At 69.0% G+C, this 26,595-nt stretch carries 25 protein-coding genes and 1 tRNA gene; 17 read left to right on the top strand and 9 right to left on the bottom strand.

The window, feature by feature from the left end; genetic code table 11:
* Nucleotides 1–34: 34 nt before the first annotated feature.
* The gene (locus KZC52_RS03535; RefSeq protein ID WP_247622681.1) at nt 35–715 is read right to left on the bottom strand and encodes a hypothetical protein; all 681 of its coding nucleotides are present in this window, start codon (nt 713–715) and stop codon (nt 35–37) included.
* A gap of 61 nt (nt 716–776) precedes the next feature.
* On the opposite strand from KZC52_RS03535, the gene KZC52_RS03530 reads away from it, so the two are divergent.
* Nucleotides 777–1,232, top strand: a complete 456-nt coding sequence (locus KZC52_RS03530; RefSeq protein WP_247622680.1) for a hypothetical protein — start codon at nt 777–779, stop codon at nt 1,230–1,232.
* A gap of 95 nt (nt 1,233–1,327) precedes the next feature.
* On the opposite strand, the gene KZC52_RS03525 is transcribed toward KZC52_RS03530, so the two are convergent.
* From KZC52_RS03525 to KZC52_RS03510, 4 genes are all read right to left on the bottom strand, one after another.
* A tRNA-Lys gene (locus KZC52_RS03525) sits at nt 1,328–1,400 on the bottom strand.
* Between the two features lie 123 nt (nt 1,401–1,523).
* Nucleotides 1,524–2,753, bottom strand: a complete 1,230-nt coding sequence (locus KZC52_RS03520) for an MFS transporter (protein ID WP_247622679.1) — start codon at nt 2,751–2,753, stop codon at nt 1,524–1,526.
* The gene (locus KZC52_RS03515) at nt 2,750–3,190 is read right to left on the bottom strand and encodes a MarR family winged helix-turn-helix transcriptional regulator (protein ID WP_247622678.1); all 441 of its coding nucleotides are present in this window, start codon (nt 3,188–3,190) and stop codon (nt 2,750–2,752) included. Before KZC52_RS03515 ends, KZC52_RS03520 begins: the two co-directional genes overlap by 4 nt.
* A gap of 36 nt (nt 3,191–3,226) precedes the next feature.
* Complete coding sequence (locus KZC52_RS03510) at nt 3,227–4,015, bottom strand: IclR family transcriptional regulator (protein ID WP_247622677.1); 789 nt, start codon at nt 4,013–4,015, stop codon at nt 3,227–3,229.
* A 103-nt stretch (nt 4,016–4,118) separates the two neighbouring features.
* On the opposite strand from KZC52_RS03510, the gene KZC52_RS03505 reads away from it, so the two are divergent.
* From KZC52_RS03505 to KZC52_RS03495, 3 genes are read left to right on the top strand one after another with little or no spacing between them, the layout of a single operon-like run.
* The gene (locus KZC52_RS03505; RefSeq protein WP_247622676.1) at nt 4,119–4,892 is read left to right on the top strand and encodes a CoA transferase subunit A; all 774 of its coding nucleotides are present in this window, start codon (nt 4,119–4,121) and stop codon (nt 4,890–4,892) included.
* 1 nt (nt 4,893) lies between these two features.
* Nucleotides 4,894–5,550 carry a 3-oxoacid CoA-transferase subunit B gene (locus KZC52_RS03500; RefSeq protein ID WP_247622675.1) on the top strand — a complete coding sequence of 219 codons (657 nt, stop codon included), beginning with the start codon at nt 4,894–4,896 and terminating at the stop codon, nt 5,548–5,550.
* A 5-nt stretch (nt 5,551–5,555) separates the two neighbouring features.
* Nucleotides 5,556–6,740, top strand: a complete 1,185-nt coding sequence (locus KZC52_RS03495; protein ID WP_247622674.1) for an acetyl-CoA C-acetyltransferase — start codon at nt 5,556–5,558, stop codon at nt 6,738–6,740.
* A gap of 9 nt (nt 6,741–6,749) precedes the next feature.
* Here the strand turns inward: KZC52_RS03495 and KZC52_RS03490 are convergent, their stop codons facing one another.
* Nucleotides 6,750–7,043, bottom strand: coding sequence for a hypothetical protein (locus tag KZC52_RS03490; RefSeq protein ID WP_247622673.1), 294 nt, complete (start codon nt 7,041–7,043; stop codon nt 6,750–6,752).
* Nucleotides 7,044–7,253: 210 nt separating this feature from the next.
* Here KZC52_RS03490 and KZC52_RS03485 point away from each other — a divergent pair, with 210 nt between their 5' ends.
* The 7 genes from KZC52_RS03485 (at nt 7,254) to ilvC (ending at nt 16,030) form a co-directional block, all read left to right on the top strand.
* A complete protein-coding gene (locus tag KZC52_RS03485; protein WP_247622672.1) occupies nt 7,254–8,501 on the top strand; it encodes an MFS transporter in 1,248 nt (415 codons plus the stop codon).
* Nucleotides 8,502–8,564: 63 nt separating this feature from the next.
* Nucleotides 8,565–9,971 carry an alpha,alpha-trehalose-phosphate synthase (UDP-forming) gene (locus KZC52_RS03480; protein ID WP_247622671.1) on the top strand — a complete coding sequence of 469 codons (1,407 nt, stop codon included), beginning with the start codon at nt 8,565–8,567 and terminating at the stop codon, nt 9,969–9,971.
* 40 nt (nt 9,972–10,011) lie between these two features.
* Entirely contained in the window at nt 10,012–10,809 is a 798-nt protein-coding gene (gene otsB, locus KZC52_RS03475) for a trehalose-phosphatase (protein WP_247622670.1), read from the top strand.
* A gap of 9 nt (nt 10,810–10,818) precedes the next feature.
* Nucleotides 10,819–12,534 (top strand): dihydroxy-acid dehydratase, encoded by a 1,716-nt coding sequence (ilvD, locus tag KZC52_RS03470; RefSeq protein WP_247622669.1) that lies wholly within the window; start codon nt 10,819–10,821, stop codon nt 12,532–12,534.
* Nucleotides 12,535–12,606: 72 nt separating this feature from the next.
* Entirely contained in the window at nt 12,607–14,409 is a 1,803-nt protein-coding gene (locus tag KZC52_RS03465) for an acetolactate synthase large subunit (protein WP_247622668.1), read from the top strand.
* A gap of 2 nt (nt 14,410–14,411) precedes the next feature.
* Nucleotides 14,412–14,921, top strand: a complete 510-nt coding sequence (ilvN, locus tag KZC52_RS03460; protein ID WP_247622667.1) for an acetolactate synthase small subunit — start codon at nt 14,412–14,414, stop codon at nt 14,919–14,921.
* An 80-nt stretch (nt 14,922–15,001) separates the two neighbouring features.
* Nucleotides 15,002–16,030: a ketol-acid reductoisomerase gene (gene ilvC / locus KZC52_RS03455; protein WP_247622666.1), complete on the top strand. Its 1,029-nt coding sequence runs from the start codon at nt 15,002–15,004 to the stop codon at nt 16,028–16,030.
* Nucleotides 16,031–16,093: 63 nt separating this feature from the next.
* On the opposite strand, the gene KZC52_RS03450 is transcribed toward ilvC, so the two are convergent.
* Entirely contained in the window at nt 16,094–18,928 is a 2,835-nt protein-coding gene (locus KZC52_RS03450) for an FAD-binding and (Fe-S)-binding domain-containing protein (protein WP_247622665.1), read from the bottom strand.
* Between the two features lie 74 nt (nt 18,929–19,002).
* On the opposite strand from KZC52_RS03450, the gene KZC52_RS03445 reads away from it, so the two are divergent.
* On the top strand, nt 19,003–19,665 hold the full coding sequence (locus KZC52_RS03445; RefSeq protein WP_247622664.1) for a GntR family transcriptional regulator: 663 nt from the start codon (nt 19,003–19,005) through the stop codon (nt 19,663–19,665).
* 16 nt (nt 19,666–19,681) lie between these two features.
* On the opposite strand, the gene KZC52_RS03440 is transcribed toward KZC52_RS03445, so the two are convergent.
* Nucleotides 19,682–20,596 carry a hypothetical protein gene (locus tag KZC52_RS03440; protein ID WP_247622663.1) on the bottom strand — a complete coding sequence of 305 codons (915 nt, stop codon included), beginning with the start codon at nt 20,594–20,596 and terminating at the stop codon, nt 19,682–19,684.
* 61 nt (nt 20,597–20,657) lie between these two features.
* Between KZC52_RS03440 and KZC52_RS03435 the strand changes: the two genes are divergently transcribed.
* The 3 genes from KZC52_RS03435 to serA all read left to right on the top strand — a co-directional run bounded on the left by KZC52_RS03435 (nt 20,658) and on the right by serA (nt 23,194).
* Nucleotides 20,658–21,149 (top strand): hypothetical protein, encoded by a 492-nt coding sequence (locus KZC52_RS03435; RefSeq protein WP_247622662.1) that lies wholly within the window; start codon nt 20,658–20,660, stop codon nt 21,147–21,149.
* Nucleotides 21,146–21,478, top strand: a complete 333-nt coding sequence (locus KZC52_RS03430) for a hypothetical protein (RefSeq protein ID WP_247622661.1) — start codon at nt 21,146–21,148, stop codon at nt 21,476–21,478. Before KZC52_RS03435 ends, KZC52_RS03430 begins: the two co-directional genes overlap by 4 nt.
* A gap of 111 nt (nt 21,479–21,589) precedes the next feature.
* Nucleotides 21,590–23,194 (top strand): phosphoglycerate dehydrogenase, encoded by a 1,605-nt coding sequence (serA, locus tag KZC52_RS03425; protein ID WP_247622660.1) that lies wholly within the window; start codon nt 21,590–21,592, stop codon nt 23,192–23,194.
* Nucleotides 23,195–23,260: 66 nt separating this feature from the next.
* Here the strand turns inward: serA and KZC52_RS03420 are convergent, their stop codons facing one another.
* Nucleotides 23,261–23,806 (bottom strand): TetR/AcrR family transcriptional regulator, encoded by a 546-nt coding sequence (locus tag KZC52_RS03420; protein ID WP_247622659.1) that lies wholly within the window; start codon nt 23,804–23,806, stop codon nt 23,261–23,263.
* A 94-nt stretch (nt 23,807–23,900) separates the two neighbouring features.
* On the opposite strand from KZC52_RS03420, the gene KZC52_RS03415 reads away from it, so the two are divergent.
* Together KZC52_RS03415 and KZC52_RS03410 are read left to right on the top strand one after the other, a co-directional pair.
* Nucleotides 23,901–25,436 carry an MFS transporter gene (locus KZC52_RS03415; protein WP_247622658.1) on the top strand — a complete coding sequence of 512 codons (1,536 nt, stop codon included), beginning with the start codon at nt 23,901–23,903 and terminating at the stop codon, nt 25,434–25,436.
* 67 nt (nt 25,437–25,503) lie between these two features.
* The gene (locus KZC52_RS03410) at nt 25,504–26,547 is read left to right on the top strand and encodes a 3-isopropylmalate dehydrogenase (RefSeq protein WP_247622657.1); all 1,044 of its coding nucleotides are present in this window, start codon (nt 25,504–25,506) and stop codon (nt 26,545–26,547) included.
* Nucleotides 26,548–26,595 lie beyond the last annotated feature (48 nt).

The following is a 26,595-nucleotide window of genomic DNA, read 5'->3' as shown; positions in this document are numbered from 1 at the left end:
CAAGCCGCGCCTCCCGACGGACGGGCCACGCGGGTTATGGTCGCCGCGCAAGAGCACCTGAACTGAACCACTGCACGAGCGGGATGGCGAGCAGGACGGCCACCTCAGCCTCCGCCGCTGTGGGCTTGCGGTAGCCGTTGCCTCCGTGGCGACTCTCTTGGCCCACCCAAAGCGCGTCGGCCATTTTGATTGGAACATCGGCATCAGGCGTCGGCAGATCAATTGCCCAGCCCGGCTGGGCTTTCATGTCTCGAACCATCGTGCCAAGCGAGGTTCGTTCGTTCTTCGGTGAGACCTTGTCCCAGCCCGCTTCCTCAACGGCCTTGATGGCCTTTTCGTAGGCCTCCTCGGGATCGGGGTTTCGACCGTAGACCGCGTGCCAGGCTTCGCCGAGTAACGCCCCAGCTGAAGACCCGTTTGCGATGATTGCTTTCGCTGCGACCGCGACTCCCTCAGGAACGCGCTGGACCAACCCGCGATGCCCGTCGTGCTCGCCAACCGACCATTCAGACCCAGCGCGTGCCAGCAGTACAGATAGTTCGTCGATCCGCTGATCTCCAAGCCACTCAGCGTCGATGTGGTAGACGAGGAAGTCGATGAAGTCCAGCCACTCGTCGTCGGTCAGGTCGCCTCGGATTCCACGTAGCCCGTCGCGGTCCACGCTCACTTGTAGCGGCAAGGCACGACGTGTTGCCAGATCAAACTCCTGCAGCACCCGTGCAACTTTGTTGGGGCGCTCCAAGAGCATGGGCCTGTAAACGGCTGTCGGGGCGGTTATGGCGAGTGACAACAGCGCAAAGTTCGCCCAGTCGAACAACGGTGCTTCGAGCCAAGTCGGGACGCCGGGGTGCAACGCATCCCATGCGTCAAGGGCAACAGAGCGAGGGCGCCACGTCATTGCACCATCCTGCCGGAAGAGTCCGTCACAGTCCCGCTACGCTCGCCGTACGACTAACAACAGCGACGAGCCCACTCTCGATCTCTCAAACTCTCTCGCCTCGGCGCAAGGCGTTGCCGCCGACTTTGAGGCGAACAAGCAGTTCCGCAAAGAGGCGTTCGGCAAGCTCTTGGAGTATCTGGAGGCTGACGCTCATCTAGACATCTCGCTAGTCGAGGCCTACGTCTACTTCGCCGAAGAGATCAGCGCAGACGCCGACGTGTTCAGCGACATCGTCGGCCGGTTGGCCCTCCAAGTGGCGCTGAGCATCGACGAGGCGTCACCCGAGGCGTGAAGCGCGCGCTGTTTTCGCGCTGTTCGTATGTTCGGGTAGGTCACCCAGACAAAGAAAAAGCCCCGGAGATGGCGAGATCTCTGAGGCTTATTCCGTGCACCCCCTGGGACTTGAACCCAGAACCCACTGATTAAGAGTCAGTTGCTCTGCCGATTGAGCTAGAGGTGCGTGGCCCGGGATGACCCCGACCGAGGAATTACATTACCAGGGGATCGACGCGGTGCGAAATCGAGCCCGCACCCCCGGGAGTGTCGCAGCGATCGAGGTGGCGCGACGCTCCCGGGCGGATGATCAGGCGGCGTCTCCGACGAGGATCGCCTGGGCGTCTTCGGCGGCGGGAACCGCACCGTGCGAGTCGATGTGGGCGAGAGCACGCCGTCCCAGGAAGACCGTGAGAGCGGCGATCAGGACGGATGCCGCGGCGAACAGGTACGGGACCGTCACGTTGAACGAGTGCCACAGCAGTGCGGCGAGGGGAGGGGCCATCGCCCCGCCGAGGAAGCGCACCGCCGAGTACGACGACGAGGCGACCGAACGGGGGAGGTCGGTGGCCTCCATGACCGCCTCGGTGAGCACGGTGTTCATGATGCCGAGCAGGAGGCCGCCGATGATGATGCACACGACGAGGGCCGCAGGGTCGCCGGCGAGGAAGCCGGCCGCGACGAGATCGACCGCCAGCAGGGGCAGCACGGTCACGATGATGCGGGTCCGCGGCATCCGGCGCATGAGGAGCGGAGCGACCCAGACGCTCGTGATCGCGAGCGCGACGCCCCAGCCGAAGAACGTGAAGCCGATGCCGAGTGCGCCGAAGCCGAGGGGGAAGGGCGAGAAGGCGAGGAGCACGAAGAAGCCGATGTTGTAGAACAGCGCGGCGACGGCGAGGATCGCGAGCGCCGGGCGGCGGAGCGCGGTGAAGGGGGCGGAGAACGGCACCGGAGTGCGCTTCTCGGCGGGGCCGCGCAGCAGCACGAGGACCGCGACGAACGCGATCGCCATGAGGGCGACGACGCCGAAGAAGGGTCCGCGCCAGCTCATCTCGCCGAGGAGCCCGCCCAGGAGCGGACCGATCGCGATGCCGAGACCCAGTGCCGCCTCGTAGAGGATGATCGCTGCACTGCTGCCGCCGGACGCCGCGCCGACGATCGTGGCGAGAGCGGTGGAGATGAAGAGCGCGTTACCGAGGCCCCACCCGGCGCGGAAGCCGATGACGGCGTCGACACTGCCGCTGAGGGCGCAGAGCAGGGCGAACGCGACGATGAGCGCGAGTCCGATGAGGAGAGTCGCCTTCGCGCCGATCCGGCTCGAGATCCAGCTCGTGACGAGCATCGCGAGGCCCGTGACGAGCAGATAGCTCGTGAAGAGGAGTTCGGTCTCGACGGGCGAGGCCTGCAGGGACTCCGCGATCGCCGGGAGGATGGGGTCGACCAGTCCGATGCCCATGAACGCGACGACGCAGGCGAAGGCGACGGCCCACACCTGCGCGGGTTGCTTCCAGACGGAGGGGGTGGCGGTCGTGTTCACTGCGAGGAGTCCTTTCGGTCGGTGGGGTCGGTGTGCGCGGCGAGGATCTCGGCCGCACGGGTCAGGGTCGCCCAGTCGGCGTCGTCGAGCGCGTGGAACCGCGGCGCGAGCGTGTCGCGGAACTCATCGCGCCAGGCGGCGAGAGCACGGGCTCCGGCGTCCGTCGCCTCGACGACCACCGCGCGGGAGTCGGCGGGGTCGGGGGAGCGGCGCACCAGTCCGTCGCGCTCGAGCGCGCCGATCAGGCGGGTCATTCCCGGTTGCGTGGTGCGAGCGGCTGCGGCGAGTTCGCCGACTCTCGAGGCGCCCTGTCGGCCGAGCAGGCTGAGCACCCGCCACTGGGCGGCGGGTGCCTCGTTGCCGGCATCCTGCGCGGCGATGCGGCCGAGCGCATACGCCGAGAGCACGATGGAGGGGATCACTTCCGCACGTTGCATACCAACGAGTATATACCTGATGGTATGTAATGAGTGTCAGTGGCGAGCGCCCGCGATCCTCGCCGAGAGTTCGTGGGCGTGAGCGAGCAGCGTGCGGCCGAGGTGCGCGAGGCGATCGGGGCCGAAGCGGAACTCCACGCCCGTCAGGCTCAGAGCCCACTCCGGACGGCCGTGGCGATCGAACACGGCCGCGCCGATGCCCCAGCTGCCTTCCACGATGAGGCCGGGATTGACCGCGAAGCCGCGTTCCTTCGTCTCGGCGAGGCGTGCACGCAGCGGCTTCTGCGCATGCGGGCGGCCCCACGTCGACGCGAGCTCCGGATGCCGACCGAGATACGCATCCACATCGTGGTCGGGAAGGAACGCCAGGATCGCGAGGCCCGCGCTCGCCACGCCGAGGGGGAAGCGCACGCCCTCGCTGAGCACGAATGAGCGGATCGGGAAGGCGCCTTCCTCACGGAGGAGGCATACGGTCTCATCGGCTCGTCGTACCGAGAAAAAGGCGCTCTCCTCGGTCTTGACGGCGAGCGACCGCACGATGTCGCGCGCGAGAGCGGTGACGTCGTAGCGCGCGGCTGCGGCGTTGCCCATGAGGTACAGCTCGGGTCCGGGCATCCAGCGGGCGGTCGTGTCGTCCCGATCGACGAGTCCCTCGGCGCGGAGCGCGCTGAGCAGGCGATGCGTCGTCGACCTCGACAGGTCGGCGGCGTGGGCGAGCTCCTGGAGCGCCATCCCTTCGGGGTGCCCGCCCGAGACGAGCCGGAGGAGTCCGGCCGCCCGTGCGATGGCCTGGGCTCCCGGCACGCTCGTCGACGCTCGTTCCATAATGTGGACGCTACTCGGCGAAACGTCCACATCGCAAGCATCCGCTGTCGCTCCCACCGTGCGACCGTCAAGCTGGAACGAACGCCCGTTCGAAGGAGTACGCGTGATCGACAAGCAGTGGCCCTCTGCCGCGGAGGCGGTCGCCGACATCCCCGACGGAGCGTCCCTCGCCGTCGGCGGGTTCGGCCTCTCCGGGAACCCCATCGCCCTCATCGAAGCTCTGCTCGCCCAGGGGACGACGGACCTGAGCGTCGTCAGCAACAACTGCGGCGTGGACGACTGGGGTCTCGGCATCCTGCTCGCAGCGCACCGCATCCGCAAGATGACGTCGTCGTACGTGGGCGAGAACAAGGAATTCGAGCGTCAGTTCCTCACTGGCGAACTTGAGCTCGAGCTCACCCCGCAGGGAACCCTCGCAGAGAAGCTGCGCGCCGGCGGGTCGGGGATCGCCGCCTTCTTCACGCAGACGGGCGTCGGCACGCAGGTCGCCGAAGGGGGTCTGCCGCGAAAGTACGCTCCCGACGGCACGATCGCCGTCGCCTCGCCCGCCAAGGACGTGCGCACCTTCGGCGAGGGGGACGACGCCCGCGAATACGTGCTGGAGGAGGCGATCACCACCGACTTCGCCCTCGTGCACGCTGCCGTCGGAGACCGCCACGGCAATCTCGTCTTCACCAAGGCCGCACGCAACTTCAACCCGCTCGCCGCGATGGCGGGCCGGATCTGCATCGCGCAGGTCGAACACCTCGTCGAACCGGGCGAACTCGACCCGGACAGGGTGCACCTGCCCGGCGTGTACGTGCACCGCGTCGTCGAGGTCGGAGCCGACATCCCCAAGCGCATCGAGCGACGCACCGTCGCCACGGAAGGAGTCTGACATGGCGCTCACCCGAGACCAGATGGCCGCCCGCGCCGCCGTCGAGCTCGAGGACGGCTCGTACGTGAACCTCGGCATCGGGCTTCCCACCCTCGTCCCGAACTTCGTACCGACGGGCGTCACCGTGGTGCTGCAGTCCGAGAACGGCATTCTCGGCGTCGGCCCGTACCCGACGGAGGATGCCGTCGACCCCGATCTCATCAACGCGGGCAAGGAGACGGTCACCGTGCTCGCGGGATCGGCGTTCTTCGACTCGGCGACGAGTTTCGGCATGATCCGCGGAGGGAAGATCGACGCCGCGATCCTCGGCGCCATGCAGGTGTCGGCTACCGGAGACCTGGCGAACTGGATGATCCCCGGGAAGATGGTCAAGGGTCCTGGTGGGGCGATGGACCTCGTGCACGGCGCCGCGCGCGTCATCGTGCTCATGGAGCACGTCGCGAAGGACGGATCCGCCAAGATCGTCGATCGCTGCTCCCTGCCGCTCACCGGTCGGGGGGTGGTCGACCGCATCATCACCGACCTCGCCGTGATCGATGTGACCGAGGCCGGCCTCGTGCTCGTCGAGACGGCCCCCGGAGTCACCGCCGATGAGGTCATCGCCGCCACCGAGCCCCCGTTGACCCTGTCGCCCGCGCTCGCCGGTCTGAGAGGCTGAAGGACATGCACGACACCGATATCGTCATCGTCTCCGCCGCCCGCACCCCGCAGGGTCGTCTCAAGGGTCAGCTCGCCGCCTTCACGGCCCCGCAGCTGGGCGCCTTCGCGATCCGCGGTGCGCTCGAGCAGGCATCCATCCCCCCGGAGGACATCGACGCCGTCATCGTCGGGCAGGTCCTCTCGGCGGGATCCGGGCAGAACGCCGCACGTCAGGCGGCCATCGGGGCGGGCATCGGCTGGGACGTGCCCGCGCACACCGTCAACAAGGTGTGCCTCTCGGGCCTCACCGCGATCATCGACGCCGCCCGCATGATCCGCACGGGAGATGCCGAGGTGGTCGTCGCGGCCGGCATGGAGTCGATGACCCGCGCCCCGCACCTGCTCATGGGGTCACGCGACGGATGGACCTACGGCAGTGTCGAGGTGCTCGACCACATGGCCTACGACGGGCTCACCGACGCCTATGACCGGGAGAGCATGGGCGCGTCCACCGAACGCCACAACGCCCGATACGAACTCACGCGCGAGGCTCAGGACACCGTCGCCGCGTTCTCGCATCAGCGTGCGGCGGCCGCCCAGGCTGCGGGCGTGTTCGACGACGAGATCGTCACGGTCTCGGTGCCTCAGCGCCGCGGGGAACCCCTGCTCGTCACCGCCGATGAGGGAATCCGCCCCGACACGACGGTGGAGTCGCTCGCAGGACTCCGTGCCGCCTTCGCGGAAGGGGGCACGATCACGGCGGGAAACTCCTCGCAGATCTCCGACGGAGCCTCCGCCGTCGTCGTCACGACGCGCGCGCTCGCCGCGGAGAAGGGATGGCCCGTCCTGGTGACGGTCGGCGCGAGCGGCCAGACCGCCGGGCCGGACAACTCCCTGCAGGCGCAGCCGGCGCGCGCGATCGAACGCGCGTGCGAGAAGCAGGGGATCTCGCCGTCCGATCTCGATCTGGTCGAGATCAACGAGGCGTTCGGCGCCGTGGTCGCGCGTTCGCAGGTGGAACTCGGCCTGGATCCCGCGCTCGTCAACATCCACGGGGGAGGGATCGCGATCGGGCATCCGATCGGCGCATCGGGTAATCGCCTCGTCGTGCACCTGGCGCACGAGCTGGCGCGTCGCGGCTCCGGCACGGCGGCCGTCGGCCTCTGCGGCGGTGGCGGTCAAGGAGAGGCGCTGATCCTCACCCGGTGACACGCGGACTCAGGAGGAGCGGCGGCGCGTGCGCTTCTGCGCCGCCGCCTTCTGCGCCTGCTTCTCGTCGCGGTTCGCGCGCTTCGCCTGCGCGGGGGCGAGGGGCGAATCCAGGGCGACCTCGAGACCGCGGTCGAAGCGGCGGGTGTCGCGCACGGCGCCGATCGCGAGGGCGAAGGTGATGGCCCAGCTGATCCAGGCGAGCGCGGCGCGCCAGGTGACCGGGGACTCGCGGGTGCCGCGGAGGAGCGAGACACCGGTGGTGATCGCTCCGAACAGGCCCGTGCTGAACAGATAGCGCATGCCCCTACGCTACCGCCCGACTCCCGGTCGGGGCGGGGGATTGACACGAACGCCGGATGCCGGGCATATAGCCCCTTCGGATCGGCACTCGCTATCATGGGAGTCAGTCGCGGCTCGTCCGCGATCGTAGAACCGTGTATCTACCGGCCGTCGGCACTCCGACGGACAGCGGCGGCACCCGACCACCGCGTCCGCGGGCGCGCGAGAGCCATGACCCAGACACACACCTCCACCGAGTCGAGCCTCTTCCGTCTCGCCGGCTTCCCCTACTTCCTCATCGCCTTCATCGCGAGACTGCCCTTCGCGATGATGGTCGTCGGCGTGCTGACCGTCGTCGTCTCGGCGCGCGGATCGCTGTCGCTCGGCGGGCTCACGTCCGCCGCGGTCGGCCTCGGCACCGCGTGCTTCGGCCCGCTTCTCGGTGCCGCCGCGGATCGCTACGGCCAGCGGACCGTGCTGCTGCTGCTCGCCATCGCGAACGGCACGATGATGGTCGTGTTCACCCTCGTCGTCTACGGCGACGCGGTCGACGGCCTCGTTCTCCTGGCCGCAGCCGGCATCGGAGCGACGGCCCCGCAGGTCTCGCCGCTGTCGCGTGCGCGGCTGGTCACGATGATCAGCGAGCGGATGCCGGAGGCCCGCCGGGCCCGCACGGTCTCGGGCACCATGGCCTACGAGTCCGCCGCCGACGAGACGGTGTTCGTCTTCGGACCGTTCATCGTCGGCATCCTCGCGTCGCTGATCGCGCCGTGGGCTCCTCTCGTGGGCGCGGCGGTCCTGACGATCGTCTTCGTCGGTGCGTTCGCCCTCCACCCGAGCGGTCGACACGTCGCCGCCGTGCGCGGGGCAGACGGGGCAGCGCCCTCGGCGGTGTCGGAACTCTTCCGCCCGCAGCTCGTCATCGTCGTGATCGGCATCCTCGGCGTCGGCATGTTCTTCGGCACCATGCTCACCTCGCTGACGTCGTTCATGGCGGACCGGGGCGCCTCCGAACAGGCGGGTCTGCTCTACGGTGTGATGGGCGTCGGCTCGGCCGTTCTGGCGCTCGGCGTCGCGTGGCTTCCGGTCCGCTTCTCGCTCCGCGCCCGGTGGCTGGTCTTCTCGGGCATCCTCTTCGCGGGCTCGCTCCTGCTGGGCGTCGTGGATTCTCCCGCGATGATGATGCTCGCTCTCGGCATCATGGGGGTCGGCATCGGCCCGACGCTCGTGACGCAGTACAGCTTCGGCGCCGCGCGCAGCCCGCTCGGACGCTCGGCGACGGTCATGACGATGCTCGGCTCGGGGATCGTCGTCGGCCAGTCGATCGGTGCGGCCGTCGCCGGTGAGCTCGCCGAGAACGTCGGCACCTCGGCGGCGCTCGTGCTGCCGATCGTCGCGGCCGGGGTCGCGTTCGCAGCGGGTCTCGTCAACTGGGTGCTCAGCCGCACGCGTGCGCGGAACGTGGCCGTCGCGGCGTGACGCGGTGAACCGGGGCCGCGAACCTCGATAGCCTGGGGGTACCCCCTGGTGTGAGGAGCCATCTTGGCCGCTGCAGAGTTCGTCGTCGTCGCCAACCGTCTTCCCGTCGATCGGGTCGAGGGCCCCGACGGGGAGGAGACCTGGCGCACGTCGCCCGGCGGACTCGTCGCGGCTCTCGAGCCGATGATGCGCAGCACGCACGGCGCGTGGGTCGGCTGGGTCGGCCAGCCCGACGTCGAGCGCGACCCCTTCGAGGCCGACGGCATCCACCTCATCCCGGTGTCCTTGAGCGCGCAGGAGGTCGCGGAGTACTACGAGGGCTTCGCCAACGACACCATCTGGCCGCTGTACCACGACGTCATCGCGCCCCCGCAGTTCCACCGCGAGTGGTGGGACGCCTATGTCACCGTCAACCGGCGCTTCGCCGAGGCGGCGGCCGCCGCGGTCGCGGAAGACGGCACGGTGTGGGTGCACGACTACCAGCTGCAGCTCGTTCCGCAGATGGTGCGTGAGCTCCGCCCGGACGTCACGATCGGGTACTTCCACCACATCCCCTTCCCCGCGCACGGCCTCTACGCGCAGCTGCCCTGGCGCGACCAGGTGCTGCAGGGCCTTCTCGGAGCCGACGTGATCGGGTTCCAGCGCGCGCAGGACGCCACCTACTTCCTCACCGCCGTGCGGCGCCGCCTGCGTTACGAGGTCAAGGGCGCGAACATCGCCGTCCCGCAGGACGACGGCTCGATCCGGACGGCCGTCGCCCGCGCCTTCCCGATCTCGATCGACACCGCTCCCTACCTGGATCTCGCTGCGAACCCCGCCGTCCAGGCCAGAGCCGCGGAGATCCGTGCGAGCCTCGGCAACCCGAAGCGCATCCTGCTGGGCGTCGATCGCCTCGACTACACCAAGGGCATCCGTCACCGGATCAAGGCCTACGGCGAGCTCCTCGCCGAGGGGCGTCTGAGCGTCGACGACGTGACGCTCGTGCAGGTCGCGAGCCCCAGCCGCGAGCGCGTCGACGCCTACGTGCACCTGCGCGACGAGATCGAGCTGGCCGTCGGGCGCATCAACGGAGACAACGACACGATGGGGCACACCGCGATCCGCTACCTGCACCAGGGATATCCCCGCGAGGAGATGGTCGCGCTGTACCTCGCGGCCGATGTCATGCTCGTCACCGCTCTGCGCGACGGCATGAACCTGGTCGCGAAGGAGTACGTCGCCACGCGCGTCGACAACCGGGGAGTGCTCGTCCTCAGCGAGTTCACGGGAGCCGCCGACGAACTCCGCCAGGCGGTGCGCGTCAACCCGCACGACATCGAGGGCGTCAAGGCAGCGATCATGACCGCGGTCGAGATGACACCGGCCGAACAGGGCAAGCGCATGCGCTCGCTCCGTCGCCGTGTGCTCGAGAACGACGTGGACGCCTGGTCGTCGTCGTTCCTCTCCGCGCTCGACGACGCACGCCGTTGAGCCGCCCCGCATCTTCCCACCCCCACGACTGGAGACACCCATGACCAGCCCCTGGAACCCCGGAACCCCCTCGCCCGAACTGAGCGCGCTCGCGCGTACCGAGCGCCTCGTCGTCGCCCTCGACTTCGACGGCGTCGCCTCGCCGCTCGTGCCCGATCCCATGGCGGCCCGCGCGCTGCCGGAGACCGTGGAACAGATCCGTCGTCTGACGACCCTGCCCGACACGATCGTCTCGTTCGTCTCCGGGCGCAGCCTGCACGACCTCCGCATCATCACCGAGCACGAGGACGACTCGCCGGTCGCCCTCGCGGGATCGCACGGCGCGCAGTACTGGTTCCCCGGCGAGGGCGAGGCCGCACCGACCGGCGACGCCACCGAGGAGGGTGCCCGAGAGGAACTCTGGGCGGCCGCTCGTCCGATCATCGACCGCTACGAAGGCGCCGAGTTCGAGCCGAAGACCTTCGGCATGGGCGTGCACACGCGTCGGGCGGATCGGGAGACCGAGGAGAAGCTCTTCGCCGAGATCGACGCGCTCGCCGCCGAGCGGTTCCCGCACTGGCGCCGCCGCGCGGGCCATCGCGTGCTCGAGTTCTCGTCGCGGACGGAGGGCAAGGACGCCGCGATCGGAGTGCTCCGCGAGCGCTTCCACGCCACCGGCATCCTCTTCGCCGGCGACGACGTCACCGATGAAGACGCCATGCGCGTGCTGCAGCCGGGCGATCTCGGCGTGCGTGTCGGCCCGGGGGAGAGCGCCGCGGCGCTGCGCGTCGACGGACCCGTCGATGTCGCTCGCCTTCTCGGCGCGCTGGCGGACGAGCGGGCCGCCGGGCGGGAATAGACTGCCTGCATGTCTCCGCACGATCCTGCCAGCGCGTCCATCGACATCAAGCCCCGCAGTCGTGTCGTCACCGACGGCATCGAAGCCACGACCTCACGAGGCATGCTGCGTGCCGTCGGCATGGGCGACGAGGACTGGGAGAAGCCCCAGATCGGCATCGCCTCGAGCTGGAACGAGATCACGCCCTGCAACCTGAGTCTCGACCGGCTCGCGCAGGGTGCGAAGGAGGGCGTGCACTCGGGCGGTGGCTACCCGCTGCAGTTCGGCACGATCTCCGTCTCCGACGGCATCTCGATGGGCCACGAGGGCATGCACTTCTCGCTCGTCTCGCGCGAGGTCATCGCCGACTCGGTCGAGACGGTCATCATGGCCGAGCGCCTCGACGGAACCGTGCTGCTCGCGGGCTGCGACAAGTCCATCCCCGGCATGCTCATGGCGAGTGCGCGCCTGGGGCTGTCGAGCGTGTTCCTCTACGCCGGCTCGATCGCGCCGGGATGGGTGAAGCTCTCCGACGGCACCGAGAAGGACATCACGATCATCGACTCCTTCGAGGGCGTCGGCGCCTGTCGTGCGGGTCGCATGACGGAGGAGGACCTGAAGCGCATCGAGTGCGCCTTCGCTCCCGGAGAGGGTGCCTGCGGCGGCATGTACACCGCCAACACGATGGCCTCGGTGGCCGAGGCCCTGGGGCTCAGCCTTCCCGGCTCCGCGGCGCCGCCCTCGGCCGACCGCCGCCGTGACTACTTCGCCCACCGCTCCGGCGAGGCCGTCGTCAACCTGCTGCGCCAGGGGATCACCACGAAGGACATCCTGACGAAGGAGTCGTTCGAGAACGCGATCGCCCTCGCTATGGCGCTCGGTGGTTCGACCAACGTCGTGCTGCACCTGCTGGCGATCGCTCGCGAGGCCGAGATCGACCTGAGCCTGCACGACTTCAACCGCATCGGCAGCAAGACGCCGCACGTCGCCGACATGAAGCCCTTCGGCAAGTACGTGATGAACGACGTCGACCGCCACGGCGGCATCCCCGTGATCATGAAGGCGATGCTCGACGAGGGCCTGATCCACGGCGACGCGCTCACGGTCACCGGCAAGACGGTCGCCGAGAACCTGCGTGACCTCAACCCCGATCCCGTCGACGGCGACGTCATCCACACGTTCGACAACCCCATCCACGCGTCCGGCGGCATCACGATCCTGCACGGCTCGTTCGCCCCGGAGGGAGCGGTCGTGAAGTCCGCAGGCTTCGACGCCGACGTGTTCGAGGGCCCGGCGCGCGTGTTCGAGCGCGAGCGCGGAGCGATGGATGCTCTGGCGAACGGCGAGATCAACGCCGGCGACGTCGTGGTGATCCGCTACGAGGGCCCGAAGGGCGGGCCGGGCATGCGCGAGATGCTCGCGATCACCGCGGCCATCAAGGGCGCGGGACTCGGAAAAGATGTACTACTCTTGACGGACGGACGATTCTCAGGCGGCACAACCGGCCTGTGCATCGGCCACATAGCACCCGAAGCGGTGGACGCAGGTCCTATCGCCTTCGTGCGCGATGGTGATCTGATACGGGTCGATATCGCAGCTCGCTCTCTCGACCTACTCGTCGACGAGGCGGAGCTCGCCTCCCGCCGCTCTGGCTGGGAGCCGCTTCCCCCGCGCTATACCCGTGGCGTTCTTGCCAAGTACTCACGCCTCGTGCGGTCCGCCGCCGAAGGCGCGACGACGGGCTGATCCCGACTCGTTCGGCACGCAGCATCGTCGTCTCCGGCATCCGATGCCCTACAGATCACCAGAAGGAAAGTCATGACTGCTGACTCCGTCTCGGCTGTGCCGAGGCCGCCCGCCCGTCAATCCAACGCCCCCGAGATCACCGGCGCCGAGGCCGTCGTCCGTTCGCTCGAGCTGCTCGGGATCACCGACGTCTTCGGGCTTCCCGGCGGCGCGATCCTGCCCGTGTACGACCCGCTCATGGACGCCTCCGACCTGCGTCACATCCTCGTGCGGCACGAGCAGGGTGCCGGCCACGCTGCCGAGGGCTATGCATCCGCCTCCGGCAAGGTGGGCGTCTGCATCGCGACGTCCGGACCCGGAGCCACGAACCTCGTCACCGCGATCGCCGACGCCTACATGGACTCGGTGCCCCTGCTGGCGATCACCGGACAGGTGTTCTCGACGCTGATGGGAACGGATGCCTTCCAGGAGGCCGACATCGTGGGAATCACGATGCCGATCACGAAGCACTCCTTCCTGGTGAAGGACGCCGCCGACATCCCCGGCGCGATCGCCGCCGCATACGAGGTGGCATCGACCGGCCGTCCCGGTCCCGTGCTGGTCGACATCACGAAGGACGCGCAGCAGGCGATCGCACCGTTCGTCTGGCCGCCCAAGGTCGATCTGCCCGGTTACCGCCCCGTCACCAAGGCGCACGGCAAGCAGATCCAGGCCGCAGCCGCCCTGCTCGCCGAGGCCAAGAAGCCCGTGCTCTACGTCGGCGGCGGCGTGATCCGCGGACGCGCGTCCGCCGAACTGCTCGAACTCGCCGAGTCGACCGGTGCGCCCGTCGTGACCACGCTCATGGCCCGCGGTGCATTCCCCGACTCACACCCGCAGCACCTGGGCATGCCGGGCATGCACGGCACGGTCCCGGCCGTGCTCGCGCTGCAGGAGGCCGATCTGCTGATCTCGCTCGGCGCCCGCTTCGACGACCGTGTGACCGGTAAGGCTGCGCTCTTCGCGCCGAACGCCAAGGTCGTGCACGTCGACATCGATCCCGCCGAGATCTCGAAGATCCGCATCGCGGACGTGCCGATCGTCGGCGACGTGCGCGACGTGCTCGTCGACCTCGAAGCCGCCTACCGCGGCGCGATCGGCAGCGCGAAGCCCGACACCGAGGAGTGGTGGTCGTACCTCGACGGACTCCGCAACGAGTTCCCGCTCGGCTACACGCCTCCGACCGACGGCCTGCTCGCGCCTCAGCACGTGATCCAGCGCATCGGCGAGCTGACGGGCCCCGAGGGCATCTATGCGGCCGGCGTCGGACAGCACCAGATGTGGGCGGCTCAGTTCATCAAGTACGAGCGCCCGAACGCCTGGCTCAACTCCGGCGGCGCCGGGACCATGGGGTACTCCGTGCCCGCGGCCATGGGTGCCAAGGTCGCCGAACCCGACCGCGTGGTGTGGGCGATCGACGGCGACGGATGCTTCCAGATGACCAATCAGGAGCTCGCGACCTGCGCGATCAACAACATCCCGATCAAGGTCGCGATCATCAACAACTCCTCGCTGGGCATGGTGCGCCAGTGGCAGACCCTGTTCTACGACGGGCGCCACTCCAACACCGACCTGAACACCGGGCACGGCACGGTCCGCATCCCCGACTTCGTGAAGCTCGCCGAGGCCTACGGATGCCTCGCGATCCGCGTCGAGAAGGAGGACGAGGTCGATGCGGCGATCCAGCTCGCCCTCGAGACGAACGATCGCCCCGTCGTGATCGACTTCGTCGTCAGCGCCGATTCCATGGTGTGGCCGATGGTGCCCCAGGGCGTCAGCAACAGCTACGTCCAGTACGCCCGCGAGCACGCGCCCGCATTCGACGAGGAGGACTGACCATGTCGACCCACGTGCTGAGCCTCCTGGTCGAGGACACTCCCGGCCTCCTCACCCGCGTCGCAGGGCTCTTCGCCCGGCGCGGATTCAACATCCACTCGCTCGCCGTCGGCGTGACCGAGGTGCCCGGCATCTCGCGCATCACCGTCGTCGTCGATGTCGACGAGTTGCCGCTCGAGCAGGTCACCAAGCAGCTCAACAAGCTGATCAACGTGATCAAGATCGTCGAGCTCGACTTCGCCACCTCGGTGCAGCGCGAGCACATGCTCGTGAAGGTGCGCACCGACAACGCCACCCGCTCGAACGTGATCGAGGTCGTGAACCTCTTCCGCGCCTCGGTGGTCGACTACGCCGCCGACGCGCTCGTGATCGAGGTCACGGGCGACAAGGGCAAGGTCGACGCGATGCTCCGCGCGCTCGAGCCCTTCGGCATCAAGGAGATCGCGCAGTCGGGCCTCCTCGCCATCGGCCGCGGCGGCAAGAGCATCACCGAACGCGTCCTGCGCGGCTGACCCAGACCACCCCATCCATCCGCTCCACCGCCGTCCGGCACGGAGCGAGAAGAACCGCCACGAACAAGGAGAAACACACAGTGAGCACCGAGATCTTCTACGACGCCGACGCCGACCTGTCCCTGATCCAGGGCAAGAAGGTCGCCATCGTCGGTTACGGCTCGCAGGGCCACGCCCACGCGCAGAACCTGCGCGACTCGGGCGTCGAGGTCGCGATCGCCCTCAAGGAGGGCTCCAAGTCGGCTCCGAAGGCCGAAGAGGCCGGCTTCGCGGTCAAGACCGTCGCCGACGCCACCGCCTGGGCCGACGTCATCATGATCCTCGCGCCGGACCAGCACCAGCGCACGATCTACAGCGAGTCGATCGCCCCCAACCTGACCGCGGGCAAGACCCTCGCCTTCGCGCACGGCTTCAACATCCGCTTCGGCTACATCGATGCTCCCGAGGGCGTCGACGTGATCCTCGTCGCCCCGAAGGCGCCGGGCCACACCGTCCGTCGCGAGTTCGTCGCCGGTCGCGGCATCCCCGACATCATCGCCGTCGAGCGCGACGCCTCGGGCAAGGCCTGGGACCTCGCACTCTCGTACGCGAAGGCGATCGGCGGTACCCGCGCCGGCGTCATCAAGACGACCTTCACCGAGGAGACCGAGACCGACCTGTTCGGCGAGCAGGCCGTGCTCTGCGGTGGCGTCAGCCACCTCGTGCAGGCCGGTTTCGAGACGCTGACCGAGGCGGGCTACCAGCCGCAGATCGCGTACTTCGAGGTGCTCCACGAGCTCAAGCTCATCGTCGACCTCATGTGGGAGGGCGGCATCGCCAAGCAGCGCTGGTCGATCTCCGACACCGCCGAGTTCGGCGACTACGTCTCGGGCCCGCGCGTCATCGACGAGCGCGTCAAGGAGAGCATGAAGGGCGTGCTCGCCGACATCCAGTCGGGTGCGTTCGCGAAGCGCTTCATCGACGACCAGGACAACGGAGCCGAGGAGTTCCTGGCGCTGCGCGCCAAGGAGGAGCAGCACCCGATCGAGGTCACCGGTAAGGAGCTGCGTTCGCTCTTCGCATGGAAGCAGCAGGACGAGGACTACATCGACGGCAGCGCTGCGCGCTGATCGACCGATAAACGAGAGCGGGCGTCCCGGAAGGGGCGCCCGCTCTTTCGCGTCCGGTGGTGGTCAGGGGCGGGTGAGCTCCTCGAGCACCTCGACGACGTGACGGTACGGCTGTCCCGTGGCGCGGGTCATCCCGATCTCGCACGTGCGGTTCGCGGAGACGAAGGCGTCGAAGCCGCCCCGATCGGCATCGGCCGCACGTACCTCCTCCGATTCGACCGCGGTCGCGCTGGCAGTGAGCTCGGGGTGCAGCATGCCCCGATCTCCGGCGAAGGCGCAGCATCCCCAGCCGTCGGGAACGAACACTTCCGTGGCGACGGCCGCGGCGATCTCGGTCAGCGCGCCGGTCGCTCCGAGCGCGGTCGTCGAGCAGGTCGGATGCACCGCCACACTGTCGAGCTTCGCCTGAACGGTCACGCGGGGCAGCACCTCCCGAGCGATGTAGGTCGTCGCGTCCTCGATGACGAGGCCTGCGTACTCCGGATACTCGGAGACGGACTTCGCGAGCATCGTGTGGAGCCCCTCGGTGCAGGAGGCGGCATCGCACACGACCGGGAGCTCGCCGAATCGGCTCGCCTCCCAGAGGCTCGACAGCACGCGCTTCGTCATGCGGTCGTAGCCGGCGAGGTGCCCCTTCGACTTCCAGGGCGTGCCGCAGCACATTCCGCCGGCATCCTCCGGGATCACCACGGCGATCCCGGCCCGATCGAGAAGCGCGCGGACCGCGTCCCTCGACCCCTCTCCGTGCCCCTCCGCGCCGAACATCGTGCCGATGCACGCCCCGAAGAACACGGCACGGGCGTCGGACGGGTTCTGGGCGGACGGCGCCTTCGTACCGCCGCGCGGGAGTCCGCCGTCGTAGAGAGGGACGGTATCGGATCCCAGGATCGCTCGTCCGACCCGGGTCGCACCGGTCACGATCGGGGCGGGCAGGGCGGAGGCGAAGGTCAGCGCCGTACCGCCGACGCGCGTCACGGCGCCCCAGCCCTTCGCCGCGGCATCCCAGAGGCCGTCCTCGATCTTCGACGCTTCCTCGGCGCGCAGGCGACGGACGAGATCGCCGGTGTTGATGTCGACGGGGCACGCGACTGCGCACATGCCGTCGACCGCACAGGTCTGCACTCCGTCGTAGTCGTAGTCGGCGCGCAGGTCCTCGAGAAGCGCGGTGTCTCCCTGCTCCTCGGCCCAGGCCATGTCGCGCCGCAGTACGATGCGCTGGCGCGGGGTGAGGGTGATGCTCTTGCTCGGGCACGTCGGCTCGCAGTAGCCGCATTCGACGCACCGGTCGACCTCCTTCTCGACCGTCGGCACGCGCTTGAGGTCGCGGAGGTACGAGTCCGGGTCGTCGGAGAGCACGACGCCCGGATTGAGGATGCCGGCGGGATCGAAGAGACGCTTGATCGACCACATCATGTCGGTCAGCTCATCGCCGTACTGACGGCGGACGAACGGCGCCATGATGCGCCCCGTCCCGTGCTCCGCCTTCAGCGAGCCGCCCTGGCCGAGCACGAGCTCGACGAGGTCGTCGGTGAAGCGCCGGTAGCGCGCGACGCTGTCGGGATCGTCGAAGCGTTCGTTGAGCAGGAAGTGCACGTTGCCGTCCTTGGCGTGACCGAAGATCACCGACCCCTCGTAGTCGTGCGCGGCGAACAGCTCGATCAGGCGCTCGCAGGTCACCAGCAGACGGTCGACCGGCACGACGATGTCTTCGAGCAGCGCGGTGGTGCCGGACGGACGTGCTCCGGCGACAGCGGTGTAGAGGCCCTTGCGCACGTGCCACAGCGCCGCGCGCTCCGAGGCGTCGGTGGTCAGCGCCGCCTCGATCGCGAGGGGGAGGTCGGCGAAGTGTGCGAGCGCGGTCGCACTGTCGATCGCCAACTCCTCGGTGCTGCCGGCATGGACCTCGACGAGGAGTGCCGCGTGCTGATCGACATCGATGTCGGCGATCGCGGCGGGCACATCGCCGAGCCCCTGCGCGACGCGGAGTGAGGCGGCATCGAGGAGCTCGATCGTGGCGAGCCCGAGGTCGCCGAGCCCGGGGAGGGCGGCCATCGCATCGGAGAGCGTGGTGAACACGAGCAGGCCGGTGGCGATCGCGGGACGGATCGGGATGGTGCGGAAGCGCGCCTCGGCGACGAAGGCGAGTGTGCCCTCCGAGCCGATCACGAGGTGCTCGAGGATGCGCACCGGGGTGTCGAAGTCGAGGAGGGCGTTGATGCCGTAGCCCATCGTGTTCTTCATCGAGAACTGGCGGCGCACGAAGGCGACGTTCTCGGGGGAGGACAGCAGCTGTGCGCGGAGGGCGAGGAGCCCCGCGGCGAGGTCGGGGTCGGAGTCGCGCAGGCGCTCATCGGCGTCGGGAAGTGCGGTGTCGAGGACGGTGCCGCTCGGCAGGACGAGGAGCAGAGACTCCACGGTCCGGTAGGAGTTCTCGACGATGCCGCAGGCCATGCCGCTGGAGTTGTTGGCGACGACACCCCCGATCGTGCAGGCGATCTCGCTGGCGGGGTCGGGGCCGAGCTTGCGACCGTGGCGCACCAGACGCGTGTTCACCTGGCGCACGGTGGCGCCGGGGCCGACCCGCACCGAGGCGCCGTCGTCCTCGACGCGGATGTCGCGGAACCCGCTGCGCGTGTCGACGAGGATGTCGCCGCTGACGCCCTGTCCCGAGAGGCTCGTGCCCCCGGAGCGGAACGTGAGCGTGCGCCCCGCTGCGCGCACGGCCTCGAACACCCGGGCCACTCCCGCGGCGTCGGTGGGGGAGAGCACGGCATCCGGCACGAGCAGGTAGTGCGAGGCGTCGTGCGCCCGGGCGAACCGGTCGATCGAGCGGGCGTGCACCTCGGTCGACGGTCCGAGGATCGTCGGGTCGAGTGGTTCGGCGAGAGTGATCGACACGGGAGGCTCCTCGGCGCTGATGGAAGATTGTCAGACAAGTGTACCGATGACGAGGATCTCGCTAACCTGAGTGGGTGAACAGTCCCACGGATGCCCCGCTCGCGGTCGTCGGCGTCGTCGATGCCGTCACGTCACGGCTGCGGGATCGCATCCTGAGCGGGGACCTCCGCTCAGGCTCGGCGCTCACCGAAGCATTCGTGTCGGAGGAGTACGCGGTCGCTCGGCCGAGCGCGAAGGCCGCGATCGAGCAGCTCGTCGCCGCGGGCCTCCTCGAGCGCACCGCGCACCGCAGTGCCCGTGTCGTGGCGATCGACCCGGAGACCGTGCGCGACGTCTATCGCACCCGGACGCGACTCGAGAGCGCGGCGTTGCGAGAGCTCGCCAGCACGCGCACGGTACCGGCCGCGGCGATCGCGGCGAACGCCGAGATCCAGGCGATGCCCGCGGGGCCCGATCCCGCCACCGTCGATCCCGATCTGCGCTTCCACACGGCGCTGATCGATGCCCTCGGCAGCGCTCGAACGGGCCGGATGTACCGCAGTGTGCTCGACGAGGCGCGGATGTGCATGGCGCAGGTGCAGGGCCGTCGTCTGCTCGAGGCCGGCGTCATCGCCGCCCAGCATGCCGAGATCCTCGACGCTTTGGCGGCCGGTGAAGCAGAGCGGGCCACCGCCGTTCTCGGCATCCACCTCTCGTCGGCGCAGGAGCGTCTCGTCGACGCTCTCGGCGCGGACTGAGCGACGAATCCGGCGATCAGCTCGCCGGGGCCTCTTCGACGACGAGCGGGGCCTCCGCCGGGTCCGCCCACACCGGTGCGGGCAGCACGGTGTCGACCTGTCCGGCCTGGATCGCGCGGAGAGCCTCGGTGATCTCCTCGTCGTTCTCGGGGACCGGGAGGCCGCAGGCGCGCAGCTCGGAGCCGAACTGGAGGGTCAGGCGGATCTTGCCGGCCTCGACCGCTTCGGCGGTGGTGCCGGTGCGGATCTCGCTGCCGGTCTGGATCGCCGACACCTCGTCGCACACGTGATAGACGGCGCCGCCGTCGACCCACACGACCTCGTCCTTGCCCAGCAGCTGGATCACCGCGGACTGATCGGCCGTGTACTGCTCGACGGAGGGCGGGTCGAAGTCGACGCCGATGAACACCGCGATCGCCGCGAGCACGATGCCGACGATGCCCGCCGTCGTCTTCTGGCCCTTGTCCATGTCCTTGTTGAGGAAGACCAGGATGATCAGGGGGAGGAACGCCACGACGGCGATGATCGCGCCGAGCTGATTCTGCACGAAGAAGCGCACGGTGTCGGATCTCCGCGCGGGGTCCAGGCGATTGGCCTTCTTCCAGAGCACCGACCCGGTGATCGAGAGTGCGGCGATGACGACGAGCAGCACGAGCAGCGCGATGAACGCCCACTGCGGGAACTGCGCCGTGACGCCCTGCTCCTCGAGCAGACCGGTGTCGGGGTCGCGGACGAACGTGCCGTCCTCGCCGACGAACACGCGCTGACGGAGCAACCAGAAGATGCCGACGGCCTCACCGACGATCGCGAGGAGCCACAGCGCTCCGGCGATCCAGCGGAAGCGTGTGGCCTTCGCCTTCGCTTCGGGGGTCGGCTTCCAGTTCGCGGGCGGTTCGACACCCTCTGCATTCGTTGTGCGCTGCTCAGCCACGATGGCCCCCTCCTCGGTCGTGACGCCGAGCCTAGTGGACGAGGTGTCCTACGCTGGAGACATGACCTCCGATTCCGATGACGCCCTGAACTGGGACGGGGATGACGACGCGTCGCTCGCGCGTCCGGCTCCGGTGAGGCGCGAGAAGATCGCCGCCGAAACGCCTGCCCCCGTCGTCGCCGATCGCGTCGAGGGTCCGTCGCAGCACGCCGCGCCCCTCGGGGACGACCGAGCGGAAGAGGAAGACGAGCGTGCACCCCTGAGCACGGCGATGCTGCTCATCACGGGTGTCGTCGGTGGTGTGTACCTCCTGTACTCGATCGGCTGGGTGGTCGGTGGTCTGAGGCTCAAGCCGCTCGCCAACTTCTTCGTCGCCGACGAGATGTTCGTCCCGTGGTTCGTGCTGGCGGTCGCCGCACCCGCGCTGTGGTTCCTGGCCACGTGGGTGCTCACCCGCGGGCGGGCGTCGTGGGTGCGGGCATCCCTTCTCCTGCTCGGTGTCGTGCTCCTCGTGCCGTGGCCGTTCGTGACCGTGGGGGTGATCGGAGCATGAGCGCCGAGCAGAGCATCGACAGCACGCGCACCTCGCCCCGCTGGATCACCGGCCTCGTCCTGGGGCTGGCCGGGCTGTTCTACGCCTATGCGGTGTGGAACGCCGTCGCGCACCTGATCCAGATGGCGCAGGGAGGGCTGACCGCTGGGGGGTGGATCACGCTGCTGTTCGGCGTCGTGTTCCCCGCGATCGTCTTCGTGTTCGCCTCCGCGATCGGACGTCGCCGTCGCGCGGGTGAACTCGCTCTGGCGCTGCTCGCCGGCCTCGGGATCGTGGCGGTCTTCTGGCTCTGCGTGCTGTCGTTGAGCCTCGGGCTCATCGCCGCCTGACGGGCGTCACACGGTAAAGCCGAGCGATCCCCTCGGGTACAGTGGAGGAGATCGCGCCCCCGAAGGCGTGCGGCGCATCGGCCCCTATTGTGTTGCCCCGAAGGATCCACTGTGCCGAAGCCCGTAGTGCTCATCGCCGAAGTTCTCTCTCCTGCCACGATCGAGGCCCTGGGCCCGGACTTCGATGTCCGCAATGTCGACGGCACCGATCGCGAGGCGCTGTTCTCGGCGTTGTCGGAGGCCGATGCCGTGCTCGTGCGCTCGGCGACGCAGATCGATGAAGAGGCGCTGACGCACGCGCCGAAGCTGAAGGTCGTCGCCCGCGCCGGCGTCGGACTCGACAACGTCGACATCAAGGCGGCCACCGCGGCCGGCGTCATGGTCGTCAATGCCCCGACCTCCAACATCGTCTCGGCCGCCGAACTCACCGTCGGTCACATCCTCAGCCTCGCGCGCCGCATCCCCGCCGCGCACGCCTCGCTGTCGGCCGGGGCCTGGAAGCGCAGCTCCTTCACCGGAGCGGAGCTCTTTGAGAAGACCGTCGGCATCGTCGGCCTCGGCCGCATCGGCGCGCTGGTCGCCGCGCGTCTGGCCGCGTTCGACATGCGCGTCGTCGCCTACGACCCCTACGTCACCTCGGCGCGTGCGCAGCAGCTCGGTGTGCAGCTCCTCTCGCTCGACGAGCTCGTCGCCGAGTCGGACTTTCTCACGATCCACATGCCGAAGACGCCCGAGACCACGGGGATGATCGGTGCGGAGCAGTTCAAGGCCATGAAGCCGACCGCCTTCGTCGTGAACGTCGCGCGTGGGGGGCTCATCGACGAGGAGGCTCTGCGCGAGGCGCTCGTCGCGGGCGAGATCGCCGGCGCCGGCCTCGACGTCTTCACGTCCGAGCCTCCGGTCGAGGGCGGGAGCGCCCACGCGCTCCTCGACCTCCCGAACGTCGTCGTCACCCCGCACCTCGGTGCCAGCACCGAGGAGGCGCAGGAGAAGGCCGGTGTCTCGGTCGCCCGCTCGGTGCGCCTCGCCCTCGGTGGCGACCTGGTGCCCGACGCGGTGAACGTCGCCGGTGGTGTCATCGACCCGTACGTGCGCCCCGGCATCTCGCTCGTCGAGAAGCTCGGCCAGATCTTCGCCGCTCTCGCGACGTCGCCGCTCACGAGCCTCGACGTCGAGGTGCACGGCGAGCTGAACGACTACGACGTGAGCGTCCTCAAGCTCGCGGCTCTCAAGGGCGTCTTCACGAACATCGTGAGCGAGACGGTGTCGTACGTCAACGCTCCGCTGCTCGCCGAGCAGCGCGGCATCGCGGTGCGTCTGCTCAAGGACGATGTCAGCGCCGAGTACCGCAACGTCATCACCCTCACCGGTGCCCTCTCCGATGGTTCGCAGCTCTCGGTGTCGGGCACGCTCACCGGCCCGAAGCAGGCCGAGAAGCTGGTCGGCATCAACGACCACGCACTCGAGCTCCCGATCGAGAAGCACCACGTCGTCATGCTCTACACCGACCGTCCCGGAATCGTCGCGGTCTACGGGCAGAAGTTCGGCGAGGCCGGCATCAACATCGCCGGCATGCAGATCGCACGCGAGGCCGCCGGTGCCCAGGCGCTGAGTGTTCTCACGCTGGACTCGCCGGTCTCCGACGAACTGCTCGACGACGTGCGCGATGCGATCGACGCCGACCTGTTCCGTCAGATCGAGATCACCGACATCTGATCACGACGGGGGATTCGAGGGCGGGGCGCGCGAGCGCCTCGCCCTTCGTCGTCGACGGGATGCCGATCACGGAGCCGTCGTGCGGAGGACGAGCGCGATCAGTGCGGAGAGTTCGTCGGGCCGGGGGACGAGATGCTCGGAGCCGTTCACGTCGAGGGAGTTGTTGAAGTAGAGGCCGTCGCTGAGCAGCATGACGAGGTCGAGCCCCGCCTGGTCGCGCACGTGCGGACGGATGGTGTCCTCCCAGCGCCTGCGCGAGTCCCGAAGGGCGTCCGCAGCGGCGACCGAGCCGCCCTGGGCGAGCCGTGAGGCGGTGACCAGCGCACGGTCGAGTGCGTCGTCCTCCATGACGGAGGTCCGCACGTAGTACGACACGGGGCCTTCGTCGGCGGCGTTCATGCGTGCGAGGTCGGCGGTCGTCAACTCCTCCAGGCGCTGCAGGAGCCCGGCGACGAGCTCGTCCTTCGATCCGAAATGGTAGAGCAGACCGCCCTTCGAGACACCGGCGGCCTTGGCTGTCGCCTCGATGGTGGCGGCCCGCTCGCCCTCGGTGAGGACGAGCTCTTCGAAGGCGTCGAGCACGCGCTCGCGGGCGAGGGGTGGTCGGGGCATCGGGTCCTCTGCTCAGTCGTCGATCAGGGCGGATTCTGTTACTATACCAGCCGGACGGTTTAGTAATGCCGCCGCAGAAAGTGAGAGGTGTGACATGACCCGGACCGCGTCGATCCCGACGGCAGGAACGGATGCCCCCCGCGTCGGAGCCCGCGGATGGGCCGCGCTCATCGTGCTGATGCTGCCGGTGCTGCTGGTTTCGGTCGACAATACGGTGCTCAGTTTCGCGCTGCCCGAGATCTCCATCGCGCTCGCGCCCTCCGGTGCCGAGCAGTTGTGGATCATCGACGTCTACCCGCTCGTGCTCGCGGGACTCCTCGTGACGATGGGAATGCTGGGCGACCGGTTCGGCCGCCGCAGGATGCTGTTGATCGGCGCGAGCGGATTCGCCGCCGTGTCGGTGCTCGCAGCCTTCGCCCCGACCGCCGGTCTGCTCATCGCCGCCCGTGCGCTGCTGGGATTCTTCGGCGCGATGCTGATGCCCTCGACCCTCTCGCTGCTGCGGTCGATCTTCGTGAACCGCGATCAGCGTCGGCTCGCGATCGCCGTGTGGGCCTCCGCGTTCTCCGCGGGCTCCGCGCTCGGACCGATCGTCGGCGGGTTCCTGCTCGAGCACTTCAGCTGGGGCTCGGTGTTCCTCATCGCCGTCCCGGTGCTCATCCCGCTCCTCATCGCCGCGCCGCTGCTCGTTCCCGAGAGCCGCGACCCGAACCCCGGACGCATCGATCTGCTCAGCATCGCCCTGTCGATGGCCGCGATGATCCCGGTCGTCTACGCGATCAAGTCGCTCGCGGTCGACGGACCCTCGGTCGTCGCCGGTGCATGGGCGCTGCTCGGGGTCGTGATGGGCGTGCTGTTCGTGCGCCGCCAGCTCCGCGCGGAGATCCCGATGCTCGACATGGCGCTCTTCCGGCGCGGCACCTTCTCGGGGGCGATCCTGGTGAACCTCCTCAGCGTCGTCGCGCTCGTCGGATTCCTGTACTTCGTGTCGCAGCATCTGCAGCTCGTGCTCGGCCTGTCGCCGATGATGGCCGGTCTGGCCCTCGTGCCCGGCATGGCCGTGATGATCGTCGCGGGGCTCGGCGTCGTACCGATCTCGCGACGCGTGGCGCCGCACCTCGTCGTGCCGATGGGTCTCGCGTTCTCGGTGGCGGGGTACCTGATCGTGGCGTTCACGACCCACGAGCACGGTGTCGCTCCGCTCATCATCGCCTTCGTGGTGCTCGGCATCGGCATCGGCGCCGCCGAGACGATCTCCAACGAGCTGATCCTCTCCAGCGCGCCGGCCGAGAAGGCGGGTGCGGCCAGCGCGGTCTCGGAGACCGCGTACGAACTCGGTGCGGTGCTCGGTACCGCGGTGCTGGGCGGCATCATCACCGCGTTCTACCGCGCTGCGATCGTGCTTCCGGCGGGGCTGCCCGCCGAGACCGCGGATGCCGCGCGCGAGACGCTCGCCGGTGCCTATACCGCCTCGAACGAGCTCTCGGGCACGCTGGGCGACGAGCTGTGGCAGGCGGCGGCGGACGCCTTCGGCTCGGGTGTCTTCATCACCTCGCTCATCGGTGCGGGACTCGTCGTGGTCGCGGGCGTCATCGCCGCCGTCACACTGCGCACGCGCAACCCGCGCTGACCAGTACGCTGGGGGAACCGAGCCGTCGACACCGACTCGCGGCTCGGTTCCCGAAGCAAGGAGTGTCATGTCGCGTGTCGTGAAGCTGGCCGTCATCCCGGGTGACGGCATCGGTCCCGAGGTCATCGCCGAAGCCGAGAAGGTGCTCGACGCGGTCACCGCCGAGACGGACGTGACGTTCGACAAGACCCGCTTCTCGCTCGGAGCCGCTCGGTTCCTCGAGACCGGAGACACGCTCACCGACGACGACCTCGCCGCGATCTCCGCCCACGACGCGATCCTGCTCGGCGCGGTCGGCGGGACGCCGGGCGACCCGCGGCTCAAGGACGCGAACATCGAGCGGGGCCTGCTCCTCAAGCTCCGCTTCACGCTCGACCACTACGTGAACCTGCGCCCCTCCAAGCTCTTCACGGGCGCCGCGGGACCGCTCGCGAACCCCGGTGACATCGACTTCGTCGTCGTGCGCGAGGGCACCGAAGGTCCCTACGTCGGCAACGGGGGAGCGATCCGTCAGGGCACCCCGCACGAGATCGCCAACGAGACCTCGGTGAACACGGCGTTCGGCGTCGAGCGCGTGGTCCGCTACGCGTTCGAACTCGCGGAGCGCCGTCGCCACAAGCTCACGCTCGTGCACAAGACGAACGTGCTCGTGCACGCCGGTGCCATCTGGCAGCGGATCGTGAACGAGGTCGCGGCCGAGCATCCCGATGTCGCGGTCGAGTACTTCCACGTCGACGCCGCCACGATCTTCCTCGTGACGGATCCCGCGCGTTTCGACGTCATCGTCACCGACAACCTCTTCGGTGACATCCTCACCGATCTCGCCGGTGCCGTCACCGGCGGAATCGGACTCGCCGCCTCGGGGAACATCAATCCCTCGGGCGCCTTCCCGTCGATGTTCGAGCCGGTGCACGGTTCGGCGCCCGACATCGCGGGGCAGCAGAAGGCCGATCCGACCGCTGCGATCCTCTCGATCGCGCTGCTGCTCGACCACCTCGGCCTCACGGCCGAATCCGCACGCGTCAGCGCAGCGGTCGAGGCGGACATCGCGAGCCGTGACGGCGCGCGCACCACCGCCGAGATCGGCTCCGCGATCGCCGCACGCCTCTGATCCGCAGGCGTAGGCTGGAACCGCGCGAGGACGCGTACACCCCTCAGA

It is taken from the genome of Microbacterium galbinum (assembly GCF_023091225.1).
Taxonomy (GTDB): domain Bacteria; phylum Actinomycetota; class Actinomycetes; order Actinomycetales; family Microbacteriaceae; genus Microbacterium; species Microbacterium galbinum.
Note: the sequence above shows the minus strand (reverse complement) of the source record. Positions and strands in the feature narration are given on the sequence as shown.

Excerpts from the sequence above, each read along its gene's own strand:
- KZC52_RS03490 (WP_247622673.1), bottom strand. The coding sequence starts at position 7,043 with ATGCGCTATCTGTTCAGCACGGGCCTGTTCGGAGCGATCACCACCGGT.
- KZC52_RS03495 (WP_247622674.1), top strand. The coding sequence starts at position 5,556 with ATGCACGACACCGATATCGTCATCGTCTCCGCCGCCCGCACCCCGCAG.
- KZC52_RS03410 (WP_247622657.1), top strand. The coding sequence starts at position 25,504 with ATGTCGCGTGTCGTGAAGCTGGCCGTCATCCCGGGTGACGGCATCGGT.
- KZC52_RS03500 (WP_247622675.1), top strand. The coding sequence starts at position 4,894 with ATGGCGCTCACCCGAGACCAGATGGCCGCCCGCGCCGCCGTCGAGCTC.
- KZC52_RS03465 (WP_247622668.1), top strand. The coding sequence starts at position 12,607 with ATGACTGCTGACTCCGTCTCGGCTGTGCCGAGGCCGCCCGCCCGTCAA.
- KZC52_RS03415 (WP_247622658.1), top strand. The coding sequence starts at position 23,901 with ATGACCCGGACCGCGTCGATCCCGACGGCAGGAACGGATGCCCCCCGC.
- otsB (WP_247622670.1), top strand. The coding sequence starts at position 10,012 with ATGACCAGCCCCTGGAACCCCGGAACCCCCTCGCCCGAACTGAGCGCG.
- KZC52_RS03430 (WP_247622661.1), top strand. The coding sequence starts at position 21,146 with ATGAGCGCCGAGCAGAGCATCGACAGCACGCGCACCTCGCCCCGCTGG.
- KZC52_RS03515 (WP_247622678.1), bottom strand. The coding sequence starts at position 3,190 with ATGCAACGTGCGGAAGTGATCCCCTCCATCGTGCTCTCGGCGTATGCG.
- KZC52_RS03420 (WP_247622659.1), bottom strand. The coding sequence starts at position 23,806 with ATGCCCCGACCACCCCTCGCCCGCGAGCGCGTGCTCGACGCCTTCGAA.
- KZC52_RS03485 (WP_247622672.1), top strand. The coding sequence starts at position 7,254 with ATGACCCAGACACACACCTCCACCGAGTCGAGCCTCTTCCGTCTCGCC.
- KZC52_RS03435 (WP_247622662.1), top strand. The coding sequence starts at position 20,658 with ATGACCTCCGATTCCGATGACGCCCTGAACTGGGACGGGGATGACGAC.
- KZC52_RS03530 (WP_247622680.1), top strand. The coding sequence starts at position 777 with ATGGCGAGTGACAACAGCGCAAAGTTCGCCCAGTCGAACAACGGTGCT.
- ilvD (WP_247622669.1), top strand. The coding sequence starts at position 10,819 with ATGTCTCCGCACGATCCTGCCAGCGCGTCCATCGACATCAAGCCCCGC.
- ilvN (WP_247622667.1), top strand. The coding sequence starts at position 14,412 with ATGTCGACCCACGTGCTGAGCCTCCTGGTCGAGGACACTCCCGGCCTC.
- KZC52_RS03510 (WP_247622677.1), bottom strand. The coding sequence starts at position 4,015 with ATGGAACGAGCGTCGACGAGCGTGCCGGGAGCCCAGGCCATCGCACGG.